Origin of the sequence: Ruegeria sp. HKCCA5839 (assembly GCF_013035585.1) — a bacterium.
Lineage (GTDB): Bacteria > Pseudomonadota > Alphaproteobacteria > Rhodobacterales > Rhodobacteraceae > Ruegeria.
The window spans coordinates 197,063-210,153 of sequence record NZ_WQIE01000004.1 but is presented as its reverse complement, the minus strand read 5'-3'; the positions used below and the strand labels follow the sequence as shown (position 1 = coordinate 210,153).

Sequence of the window (13,091 nt, the reverse complement as noted above, 5' to 3'; positions counted from 1 at the left end):
GTTAAGTGTCGGGACCGACGACGATAAAGGCTACGAGATCTTCGGCCAGCCCCTGCGTCATCAGGTTGGTATGGGTGCCGTCAGGATAGACTATCTGCCGCTTGGGTTCGGGCAACGCGTCATAAAGCAAGTTTGCCCAAACCATGGGAATGTCGCGATCTTTTTGCCCATGCGCCAGCAAGATCGGCGCGCTCAGGTCAGAGGCATGGGCGATGACATCATGGCGCTCGGCCCACATCAGCCGACACATGGGAAAACCGCGTAACCGCCTTTCCTGAAAGCGGCACAGGCTGTCATAGCCTGCTTCGATGATCAAACCACCCACTGGGCGCTGTGCCGCTAAGGCTGTGGCCGGGCTGACGCCAAGGCTGTATCCGTGAACAAAACGTTGTTCGGGTGACGTCGACCGCCCAATCAAAGTGTCCAGATGGTCGTACAGCGCCATTGCATCAGCGGCGAAATTTGCCTCGGACGGAATGCCCGGCGCGTCCCCTGAGCCGCGATATTCCAGCATCACCACTCCGATCCCCTGATCGATGATCGGCTGAAGGCGAAGGAACGAGGGCATAAGGCCAGTGAAGTTGCCATAAAAGCTGATCAGGACGGGCGCATCCGGCAGGCCGGGCACCGCAAAGGCCCGCAACTCGGTGCCGTCGCTTGCCCGAAAAACCACACGTTCGACGCCTTCAAACGCTTCGGCACGGGCAGGTTCGGCTGAAAACCGGTAGATCTTGTATTTCGACCAATACAGCACCCCTGCCATGACAGCAATTGCCAGTACCACAAGCCCCGCAAGGGCGAAAACAAGAAGACGCGCGCCGTCCATCGTACCAAATTTCCTGAAGCTGCTATGCCCTGTTCATGGCAATAATTTCGGTCCACTTGATGGGCCCGCTGACAGATGTCCTGTTCAAGATCACGTCAAAGCCTGCCTGCTCCAATAAATAGCGATGGTTATGCGAAAAGGAATGCTCCTCTCCGTGGCTGAAGCTTTCGGTTGTGCGGTCCATAGCATGCGCCTGGGCCACCGGTTCGACCAAAGCCATGGCGGTCCCGGGTTTCGACGCCAGCAGACCGTAGACATCTCGGAGCTTCTTTTCCGAGAAATATTCCAGAACACCTCCATAGGCCAGTACCAGCAGATCGCGCTTCAAGTTTTGTCTGAGCCATCGCTGAGCACCGAAACAGGTAAACTCCAACCTGCGCTTGTTTGAAAAGGCGCGTTTGTTGCGATCGATGATCGATTTGTTGATATCGATACCGGTAAACGTCATGCCCTGCGGCATATTCTGGGCACAATAGTCAAGGACGCGCCCGTCACCGCAGCCGATTTCGACCATATTCTCGAAGTGCCGGGCTCGCGAAAACGTCACCAGGTCTTTGAAAAAATCCTTATGTGTGCTGCGAAACCACATCTGAAAGCGATCAGAGTATCGATCATAATACTGCGTATTGATGCCATCCTGCCAGAGGCTTGCAAAGGCCGTTTGCAGTTCCTCTTCGTTGCCACGTCTCGACGCCCGCTCGACCCGGGCCCATGTGATCAATTCCCGCGCCTTGCGACTAAAGGAACCGCCTTTGTTTTCGCTCAAAGGCATGGCGTATTCCAGCGTTGTTCCCAGAGCGATGCGCAACTTCTTTCGTAGTCTATTCATAGAATACCCTTTCCGGTCTAGCTGACGATGCAGCAGGTGACCTCAGGTGATATGTCCAAGAAACGTACTTCGCATTTGGGCTGGCTTGGGTGCTTGATCCCAATGGGCCAACCGTCTTCCAGTTCAAGTTCAATTGATTTTGGCGCCAGTGACAGGCCTTCACCGGTCAGTTTCATGCGCGCCTCTTTCGCGGTCCAGAACGCAAAGAACCTTTGGTTCCAAGCTGCGCCCGAGACGGTGTTCAGGACAGCGCATTCGGACTCGGTAAAGCAACTTTGCGCAATCCCTTGGCTCGCCAGACGGCGGTCATTGAATTCAAGGTCAATGCCCACCGACCTTTCTGCCGAAACAGCCAGAACCGCGCGGTCACGACTGTGGCTGAGATTGAAATGAGGGCCAGACGCGAGCGTCGGTTTACCGTTACCGATTTCGGTGAAGGCCACATCCTTTGCGGAACAGTCGAGATACCCGGCCAATACCTGCCGCAAAAACCCCCGGCCCCGCACAAAGCGATGGCGGTCTCGATCATAGACAAAACGGTCAGCCCGACTGCGCTCGACCAGATTGAGCGACCGCAGCGCAATGTCCAAATCTATTGTGGCATCATCGTCCAATGAGGCGGACCAAATGTCCAACCCGGTCAGTGTAGTGGATATTTGGTCCACTAACGCCATGGCTAAGTCTCGTTCGGATTTTGAAGATGTGCTTCCATCGTGCCGACCAAGACGCGCGCCTCGTCCCCGACAACCATCCCAAGGTGAGACCCGCTGAGGAAGCTCGAACGATACTGCCCATCCAGCAGAAAGCGACTCCATCCTAGTGAGGGTTCGATGTCAAAGGCTTTGCGTTCTTTCAGACAGGCGGGCTCGACAAAGATCAGGCTGGTCTTGCCGCCGAAAATGCCCCCGTCATAGCTTTGCGCAGCCTGAAACCATCCTTGTTCTACTTGCTGAAGCAGCGCCAGTTCGGGGCTATCGGGACGTAGCCGTTTCAGCAGCTTGTTGCCCAGACCGTGGCGCCAACGCGCATCCAGACGCTCCTTGAAATAGCTAAGGCCCCGCGCGCGCATCAGCTCGATCTCGTTCTGAACCCATTCACGCGGCCCAAGATGAACAGGGGATCGGAAATTTTCCGCAAACCCCGGCGCATAGGTGTCCAGAATGAACAGTCGACGAACCTTTTCACCCGCGGCTTCGAGTTGGCGGGCCATCTCAAAAGCGGTGATCGCTCCGCCGGAGTATCCGGCCAGTAGATAAGGACCTTTGGGCTGGTGTTGGCGCAGGTATCGGATGTTGTCCTTGGCCATCGCCTCGATGGTGGTGTGCATCCTGTGGCCAAGAATGCCACGCGTCTGCAGCCCGATGACCGCGCGATGGCTTCCCATAATCGCGCCAAAATCCAGAAGGTTGTTGACGTTGCCACCTGCGCCGCCGACCACGAACAAAGGTGTACCCCCATCTTCTGGTCCGGGGTGAATGACCGAACTTGGATCCCAATCGGCATCAGGATCAAATTCGCCATCAGCATCCTGAACCCGCAACAGGCGCGCCAGTTCACGCACCGTGGAATGCTGGAACAATGTCGATATGGGCAGTTTTGATCCAAACTCTTCGTGGATCCGAGCAAACAGACGCACGGCGAGAAGAGAGTGTCCGCCCAATTCAAAAAAGTCATCATCGACATGTAGTTGGGTGGTCCCCAGAACCTCGGCCCAGATTGCCAGCAGTCGAGTTTCTTCAGGAGATTTAGCGGCAACCGGGTCTTCGGTTTGAACACGTCTGACAGGGGCCGGCAGCCTTTTGCGATCAACCTTACCATTGTGACTCAGGGGCAGGCTGTCCAGTGCTACAAACAGCGTGGGTCGCGCATAGGCTGGCAGCGTGTCGCGCATATGGTCGTCCAACTCGGCGCGGCTCAGCGCCTGATCCTGCGGCACATAATAGGCCACAAGAACCTTGTCGCTTTGACCCTGAGGTATGCGCGCCTCGACCACAGCCTGGCGAATTCCAGGGTGTTTGACGAGCGCGGTTTCTATTTCGCCCAGTTCGATACGGAAACCGCGGATTTTGACCTGAAGGTCGGCACGGCCGAAAAACTTCACCATACCATCGGTCGCGCGGCGCACCAGATCTCCGGTGCGATAGAGCCGCAGGTTTTCATCCCAAGGCGCGGCCACGAACTTGTCAGCGGTCAGGTCCGCGCGGCCCAGATAGCCCAGGGCCAACCCGTCGCCCGATACACAAAGCTCACCCATTTCGCCATCCGGCAATGGGTTGAGATCAGCATCCAGCACATGGATCTGAGTGCCGTTGATCGCATGACCAATCGGCAGCGCCTGCCCGCTTTGCGCCTGCGTCAAAGTGATCCTGTGGCAGCAAGTGAACGTGGTGTTTTCGGTCGGGCCATAGCCATTGATCAAGGTCAAATCCGGGCAAGCCGTCAGAACCTGTGCAGCCTTGACCGGAGAAACCACGTCCCCGCCTGTCAAAAGCTGCTGCAAGGGGCGGAAGGCCACGGGGGTCTCATCCGCCATCGCGTGGAACAATCCAGCGGTCAGCCAAAGGGTGGTGATCTTCTCGCGCGCTATGATGTCGCCCAAACCGTCCAGCGACGCGGGCGTCTGTGTATCGCGCAGCACCAGCGCACCCCCGTTCAACAACGCGCCCCAAATCTCGAAGGTGGCGGCATCAAAGGCGATGGGTGAGTTCTGCAGGATGCGCTGATCGGGCCCGAGATCGGCAAAATCCTGACCTTTGACCAGACGCAAAACACCACGATGCGGAACCATTACACCTTTGGGTCTGCCGGTCGAGCCGGACGTGTACATCACATAGGCAAGGTCCTCGCCACCCAGCTCGGGCAAATCTGGCATTGGGTCGACCTCGGGTAGAACCGAGACATCGAGTGTCTGGACCCTGGGCAAACCCGCATCAGGTCCAAGTATCAGGCTTAGACCGGTATCTTTGACGATGAACTCGATCCGTTCTGGCGGCAGCGATAGATCCAGCGGGACGTAGGCGCCACCGGCCTTGAGGATGCCGACCAGTGCGGCGATCTGTTCCAGCGACGACCCATAGCTGAGACCGATTTTTTCCCCTTTGGTTACTCCTTTGCCCAACAAATGCGCCGCAATCCGATCCGACCATCGGTCGAGTTCGGCATAGGTCAAAGCCTTGCCATTGCAGCCGACCGCTTGCCGGTTTTGATGCGTCGAAGCCGCTGTTTTGAAGGCACGCGTGATGCCTCCGTCATAGTCTGCGGGGCTTGTTTGCGGCGATTGCTGCGGCGCAGTTGATTCACCTTGATCCCGCGTCAGCTGCCCAAGCGGGGCGTCCGGCCCGTCAACTATGCTGGCCAGCAGCTCGGAAAACCCGGTGATGTGCCGCGCGATGGTCTCGGCATCAAAGAGATCGCGGTTATAGCTCCACTCGGTTGTGACGCCGCCGTCAATCTCGGTGACATTGAGATAGAGCTCAAAATTCTCAAACGCGCGCGGGTTTGAGGTGAACGTATCTGCAGGAGACCCCACGGCCAGTGCCGACAGGTCGATACCGTTGTCCACGTTGAACACAACCGAGATCAAGCCGGGCCGCGACGGATCGCGTTTCTGCTTGAGCGCGCGTGTGAGGACCCCATAGGTAAAGCTCTGATGATCCGCGCCGTCCAGCAGGGCGGTTTTGACCTCTTTGAGATAGTCGCCAAAGGATTTGTCGCCTGAGGGCTGAGTGCGGATCGGCATCAGGTTGACGCAATGACCCACCATCGACTCCATACCATTGGCCGCCTGCCCTGCTGAGGGTACGCCAACAACCAGATCCTGATTGCCCGAAATCCGCGCGACATAGGTTTTGAACGCTGCCAAAAGCAGGGTTACGAAACTGCTGTTCTGACGCTCGGCCGTTTTGCGCAAACCGGCCACAAGCTCGGCATCCAATGCCGCGTCAAGCCGGGCCCCACGGACGCTGCGGATGGCAGGCCGGGGGTGATCCAAGGGCAAGTCCAGCACGGGAACTTGCGTCTCAAACCGCTGAAGCCAATAGGCTTTATCGCGCTGCGCACCCTCGGATTGTGCCCAATCCTGCTCGTGGCGTGCATAGTCGATGATGCTGTGCGGCGCGTCCAGAATTGCGGGCTTGCCGTCGATGATCATCCGGTAAAGGCGCGCGATGTCGCGCATGATCACATCGATCGACCAGCCGTCACAGATGATGTGATGGGCTGTCACCACCAGATGATGCAGCGCCTGACCATCTTCTTCGCCCATATCCACAAGATCGGTGCGCAGGAACGGGCCGTTCTGCATATCGAAGGGTTCCGAGACATGCTTGTCCAACAGATCTTGCAGTTTCTGCCGGCGGTCCTGCTGGCCAAGCGTGCTCAGATCCATCTGTCCGATTTTGTGGTACATCTCGGGTTGGATGAACATGGTCAGCCCATCCTCGGAGAAGGTTGCGCGCAACGCGTCGTGTCGCGCGTAACAGGCCTGAATGGCCTCAAGCAGCGCATCGGTGCTCACCGCACCCCGGATTTTCAGCGTAACGCTTTCATTATATGCGGCAGCAACTTCGGGCGTGACCACCTGGGCGGCAAAGATCTCGCGCTGCGCTTCCAGAGTCGGGCAGGCCAGCGGTGCCAGAGGGGCGGCCATATCTTGCGCGATGCGGGCTTCGCCACCCGGCAAACTCAGCCGAGGCGGAGCCGCGGTTATCTGTGGGTCATAGTCGCGGCTGTCGGCCCGTCCGTCGATCAGGCCATCGGCGCGCATTTCCGAAGCGCTGTCCTTGATGGCGTTGATGATGTGGTTGATATCCTCATCATCATGGGCGGCGGTCATGTAAGAGGGAAAACCTTCCAGAAGGAACACGCCCCGGTCGCGCAGATGCGGACCCAAGAGGCCGCCAAACCGCGCATTCTTGTCGATCCGCAAATACATCAGCGACCCGCAGTTCGGCATCTCGAACGGCATGTCGTTTTCTTTGAACCAGCGATCGACCGTACCCGCGACCTTGTCGCCTTTGGCATCGATGGTTTTCCAGAAAAACGCGGGCTGCGATTTGAAGAACCGCATCATCTGGACGGTGGCAGCCATCACCAGAGGATGGCGCACGAAGGTGCCCGCAAAGAACGTCACCGGAGCTTCGGGGAAGCTGTCATCCCCGTAATTCCACTGACCCCCATCAAAGGTGTCCATGTATTGGGCCTTGCCGGCAACAACACCAAGCGGCATCCCGCCCCCGGCGATTTTGCCATAGGTCACAAGATCAGCTTCGATGTTGTAATAACCCTGCGCGCCGCGTGGCCCGAAACGGAATCCGGTGACGACCTCATCAAAGATGAATAGCGCACCGTGTTTCTGGGTGATGTGGCGCACTTCGCGGATGAACTCATGCGGGCGGAATTCGGGCCGACGGCTTTGCACCGGCTCGACCATGACGGCCGCCAGTTTGCCCGCGTTTCGGCGGATGTAGTCCAGCGCCTGCGGCGAGCCATAGGGCAACACGATCACATTCTTGACCGCATCACGCGGCACACCGGGTGCGATGGGCAGGCTGCGCAACCCGTCCTTGCCTTCGACCCCGCGCACCAGAACTTCGTCGAAGTTGCCGTGATAATCCCGCGCAAACAGAACAATCGTGTCGCGCCCGGTCACGGTGCGTGCAAGACGCATCGTAGCATACACAGCCTCGGACCCCGTGCAGACAAAGCTGGCCCGGTCATTGCCGGTGACGTCACAGAACAGCTCGGCCGCTTCCATTGCCAACAGGCTTTGCGGCCCAACTTCGAATCCGTCATCCAGCTGTGTGTGCAGAGCCTTTACAACACTGTCCGGGGAATGACCCAGAAAGCCCGGACCAAAGCCATTCAGGATGTCGACATATTCGTTGCCATCCACGTCCAGAAGGCGCGAGCCTTTGGATTTGACCGATACGATCTGATAGACAAGGTCTTTCCACAGCCGGTTAAAGCCCGATGCTGTGCGCGGATCGGCATGTCTTGGGCGGTGCTTTTGTGTCAGCGCTTTCGACTGCGGCGTCTTCGCGTTGAACCGGGCCACCAGCTTGTCGATATGTGCCTGTTGGCGCGGTGTCAGCGCCTCATCCGTGGTCGAGATTTGCGTAACGGGCGCGGAAATCTGCGGATCCGCTTTGGCAGCCTCGGGCGCGGCAGGGGCTGGGGTGAACTCCTGATCAGACGGGCCTTCGGTACCGATCTCACCGTGTTTTTCGATATGTTCAGCCAAAGCGCCAACATTCGGGAAACCGTCAATCAGTTCGCGCAGCGAAACCGCAACGCCGAACTGATCTCTCAACTCACGTGTGGCCTGTGTCAGCAGCAAGGAGTCAAAGCCAAGTTCCATAAAGCCTGCGGTTGGAATGATCTCTTCTGCGTCCAAACCGCTGAGATCCGAGAGCAAGGCTTGCACCGCGCTAAGCGCATCGGGTTTTGCAATCACCTCGGTGGGAGCCGTATCCGGCACATCGGCTGTTTCAGGGTCAGAGGTAATGGCAGCAGGTTCGATCCAGAACCGCTTTCTGACAAAGGGATAGCTGGGCATCCCGTGCTGGCGCGGTGTCTCGGTATCGACGCCGATACCGGACCAATCCAACGGATAGCCACAGGCCCACAGCTCACCAAAGGCGCGGTACATTGTCAGTTGCGCATTTGCCTGCTCTTCATGTGCGTGCGGTAAGGATGACAATGCCGGAGAGGCCGTTGCGCGATCAGGGTTCTGGGCGGCCAGAACCGACAATGTTCTGCCAGGTCCTGATTCCAGGAAGATATACTCCCCATCTGCCCACAGCACCTGCATCGCATCAAAGAACCGGACAGGGCGGCGCATATGCTGCGCCCAATAGTCGGGATCGGTTGCTTCATCCTCGGACATCCAGTCGCCGGTGACGGTGGACAGGATCGGACGAGTTGGCGCTGCCAGAGACAGTTTGGCAAGCTCAGCTCGGAATGGCTCAAGCGCCGGGTCCATCATTCTGGAATGGAACGCGTGGCTGGTATGTAGTTCCGAAGTGGCGATGCCCGCTTCCTCAAGCACGGGGATCAAAGCCGCAATAGCTTCATCCGACCCGGCCAGCACGCAGGCTTTGGCACCGTTCACAGCGGCCAGATCGACCGTATCCCCAAGGTACGGTTGCAAGTCTTCCTCGGATGCACGCACCGACAGCATCTTGCCGCGCGGAAGATCTGCCATCAAACGACCGCGCAGAACGATCAGGTTCAGCGCGTCCTTTAGCGAGAAAACACCGGCCAGCGTAGCGGCCACAAATTCACCGATGGAATGCCCGACCATTACGTCGGGGCGAATACCCCAGCTTTCCCACAGCTTGGCCAAAGCAAAGCTACAGGCGAAAATGGCAGGCTGGGCGAAATCGGTGCTTTTCAGCTTTTCGCGCGCCTCTGCAATCTGATCGCCTTCGGCATAAAGCACAGCCCGCAGATCCAGGCCCATCGCCTGCTCCAGCGGGGTCAGGCATTGATCCAACGCGTCGCGGAACACTGGTTCGTTGTCGTACAGGTCACGGGCGATACCCACGTGCTGAGACCCCTGCCCGGCAAACATGAAGACCAGTTTTTCGCGTGCACCGGCCCTTTGCCCCTGCCCCTTGTGATCTTGGGCTGCCTTGGCGAGTTCAGCCATATCATGGGCGGCTATCACCGCGCGGGTTTGGAAGGCATGGCGGTGTTCGCGCAATGTTGTGGCTAGACCATCGGGGTCCGCTTCGGGATTGGCCAAAGCCCATGCGCCAAGGTCTTGCATCGCCAAACCCAACGCTTCGGGGCTTGAGGCTGAAACAGGGAACAGACGGGGTTTGCGCGTTTTGGGTTTCGGCTTGGCCACTTGTGCCGTGCCTTCGCCAAGGACCACATGCACATTCGTGCCGCCCACGCCAAAGGACGAAACCCCGGCATAGCGCGGTTCTTCGCCCATGGGCCACTCCGTCAGTTCGGCCACGGGCCGGAAGCTGGAGTTCTCAAAATCGATACGTGGGTTTGGTTTTGTGTAATGCAGCAGCGGTGGGATTTTGCCGTGTTTCAGGCAAAGTGCGGTTTTGATCAAACCGGTCACGCCCGCAGCGGCATCCAGATGACCCACATTGGTTTTGACCGAGCCGATTGCGCAACGCCCGGTTTGCCCGGTGTTGCCAAAAGCCTCGCACAGGGCGGTAAATTCGATCGGGTCCCCCAGAGGGGTGGCGGTGCCATGGGCCTCGACATAGCCGATGTCTTTCGGCGCGACCCCGGCTGCAGCTTGGGCCATGCGAATGGCCTCGGCCTGAGCGGTGATCGACGGCGCAGCATAGCCTGCCTTTTGCGCCCCGTCATTGTTGACGCCATGACCCCGGATCACCGCGATGATATTGTCGCCATCGGCCTCGGCATCTTCCAGACGGCGCAGCACAACCAGCCCGGCGCCATCGCCAAAGACCGTCCCTGTCGCCTCCGCGTCGAAAGTGCGGCAATGGCCATCGGCCGAGGCCATGCCATCGGGCAAATACGCATAGGGCCGTTTGGTCGGGAAGGTCACCGCAACACCGCCCGCCAGGACCATATCGGCGCGCCCCATGCGCAGGCTGTCGCAAGCTTGCGCCACGGCCAGCAGCGATGTCGAACAGGCTGACTGAACATTTACCGCAGGCCCGGTCAGACCCAGCTTATAGGCAACGCGGGTGGCCAGAAAATCCTTGTCATTGCCAAACAGGGCCGAGAAATCTTTGACTGGATAGCTTGCCGCGAAATTGCGCGCAGCACCAGGTGCGGACAACACGTTGTTGAGCAAATACGAGTTCTGTGCCGATCCGGCGAAGATCCCGATGCGCCCATCAAACCGCTCGGGGTCATGGCCCGCATTGTCCAAAGCCGTCTGCGCAAGCTCCAGCATGATCCGATGCTGCGGGTCCAGCGCCTTGGCTTCTTGCGGCGGGATGTTGAAATGGCGCGCGTCAAACAGATCGGCATCTTCCATAATGCCCCGTGCGGCCACATAGGTGCCTTGTGGGTCGTCCTTCGCCGGATCGACCTCAAGCTCGTCGGCTGAGAAGTGCGAGATCAACTCTTCCCCGGCCAGCAGTTTTTGCCAGAACGTGTCGATATCCCTGGCACCGGGGAACCGCCCGGCCATGCCCACAATCGCAATCATTCCTGATCCGGCGGGCTTGGTTACGGTGGTCTCGCCGCTGTCGCGGCTTTCCGTGTGATGACTTAACTCTGCTGCCAAAGACCGCACGCTGGATTTGTCGAACAAAAGCGTGATTGGAAAACGCCGATTCAGTGCAGTTTCAAGTTGGTTATGCAACCGCGCAAGCTGAAGGGACGAGGCGCCCAGATCGAAGAAATTCACATTTGGATCGACTGTTTCACACTCAAGGATATCTTTCAGGAAGCCCGAGATGAGCGTTGCGATGTCAGCCCCTACATTGGCGGCTTTGGCACTTGGGGCAGCAGATTTCGGCTTGTCCAAGCTGGCCAACAATGCCCGTCGATCCACCTTGCCGTTATGGTTCAATGGCAGTGTTTCAACGACCTCAAGCCGTGCGGGGCAGGCATATTCAGGCAACGTATCCCGCAGATGGGATTGAACGGCTTTAGCATCAAAATCCGCATTCTTTTGAACAACGCAGAACCCGATCAAGGACTTGTCAGCTTGATCCGCACCAGCACGGGCAACCACAGCTGCGCGGGCAATTGAGGGATGCGCCTCAAGCGCAATCTCGACCTCGTCCAGTTCCACCCGGAAACCCCGGATCTTGACCTGAGTGTCGATACGTCCAAAGAACCGAACGACCCCTGCGTCGTCCATTTCGACCAAATCGCCCGAGCGATAAAGAAGCTGATCTGCGTCCCAAGGGGCGGGAATGAATTTCTCCTGTGTCAGATCGGGGCGGTTCCAATAGCCCAGGGCAAGCCCGGCGCCGCCGATATACAGCTCACCCTTTTGGCCCGACATGCACGGGTTCAGATCCTTGTCTAGAACGAACAGGTCCGTACCCTTGACCGCTTTGCCTATCGGGATCGCCTGCCCTGTCTCAAGATCTTCAGGAGTAATCAGATGCGCGCTGACCACGTTGCTTTCGGTTGGTCCATAGCCGTTTATGACCTTCAAATCCGGGCAAATTGCCTGAACCTTGGCCACATGGTTGGGCGAGACCACGTCGCCACCAACAACAAGCTGCTTTACCTTTTCAAAACACTCCGGTTGCAGGTCAGCAATGGCGTGAAACAAGCCGGATGTCAGCCACAGCGTGTTGACGCCGTTACTATCAATCGCGTCCACCAGATCCGAGATCGAAAGCCGCCCGTCTTGCGGGATGACAACTGTGCCGCCGTTCAGCAGTGGTGCAAAGAAATCTATGATCGAGGTGTCAAAGGCAAAGGCCGACGAATGCAGCGTCACGGTATCGCGATCAAGCGCAAGCCAGTCGGCATCGCAAAGCAGTCGCATGACAGATCTATGGGGAACCATTACACCTTTTGGCGTGCCCGTAGTGCCTGAGGTATACATCACATAGGCGATGCTTTCACCGGTGATCTGCGCGTCGGGTCTTACGTCTGTTTCCCCTGGGAAAGCTTCGGCGGCTAGTATGGTTAGGCCCGGATCGTCGAGCGTCGCGCAATGACCCAACAAGACCGAGATGCCGGTGTCCTGGGCCATAAACTTCAGACGCTCAGCAGGCAATGTCACGTCAAAGGGTACGTATCCTGCCCCAGCTTTCAAAACCGCCAGAATTGCGAGGGGCAATGCCAGAGATCTTTGCGACGAGATCCCAACAAGATCACCGGGCCGCACCCCTTGATCGATCAGCCAAAGAGCCAGCGCATCAGAACGGCGATCCAAAGTGGCATAGTCCATAGCTTCATCGCCAAACCGCACGGCAGTGCGTTTGCTCAGTTCATTCGCGATTTGGCGAAACCTTTGAACAACGTCGCTATGCCCCGACACCGGCAAATCCTCTACTGTCCCAGACAAAGGTTGGCTTTCGGCTACTTCGGGGATGATCTGTCTATTCATGAAACTGAGAACTCAATAAACCTACACTCAAAACACACCTTACTCGGCTTCAGGTTGTATGGATTCGGGGAACTGGGGGTGCTGACGTCGCGCGACGTCCACAAAAAGAATCCCGCATCAACCTGGACTTAAACTCTAGCCCGCATCAGCCGTGAATCGTAGTGAAATCGCATCCAGCGAGCCAATGGCCGTCAATATTTATGTGTTTCAAACGCTATTTTCAACATTATGAGGTGTTCTTAAGATATTGTTTCCATTTCAGGCATTAACCTGAAAGAGCACCGTGGAATCTTGCAAAAATTTCAGTTCACCGAGCAGGAAATTCTTAATATTTTTTTAGAAAAAACAGGCATTGAGTGGCGAAGTTATCCACAGGATCGGTGTTTTAGTGCCGCTTGGGTTGAACGTTTTCCGGT

The 13,091-nt window shown here is 57.6% G+C and carries 4 protein-coding genes; all 4 read right to left on the bottom strand.

The window, feature by feature from the left end; genetic code table 11:
* Position 1: 1 nt before the first annotated feature.
* The 4 genes from GOV38_RS13360 to GOV38_RS13345 are packed head-to-tail and all read right to left on the bottom strand — an operon-like array spanning position 2 to position 12,675.
* The gene (locus tag GOV38_RS13360; RefSeq protein WP_171208263.1) at positions 2–826 is read right to left on the bottom strand and encodes an alpha/beta hydrolase; all 825 of its coding nucleotides are present in this window, start codon (positions 824–826) and stop codon (positions 2–4) included.
* A gap of 22 nt (positions 827–848) precedes the next feature.
* Positions 849–1,655: a class I SAM-dependent methyltransferase gene (locus GOV38_RS13355; protein WP_171208262.1), complete on the bottom strand. Its 807-nt coding sequence runs from the start codon at positions 1,653–1,655 to the stop codon at positions 849–851.
* Positions 1,656–1,672: 17 nt separating this feature from the next.
* Positions 1,673–2,329, bottom strand: coding sequence for a 4'-phosphopantetheinyl transferase superfamily protein (locus tag GOV38_RS13350; RefSeq protein WP_171208261.1), 657 nt, complete (start codon positions 2,327–2,329; stop codon positions 1,673–1,675).
* Positions 2,330–2,331: 2 nt separating this feature from the next.
* A complete protein-coding gene (locus GOV38_RS13345; protein ID WP_171208260.1) occupies positions 2,332–12,675 on the bottom strand; it encodes a non-ribosomal peptide synthetase/type I polyketide synthase in 10,344 nt (3,447 codons plus the stop codon).
* Positions 12,676–13,091 lie beyond the last annotated feature (416 nt).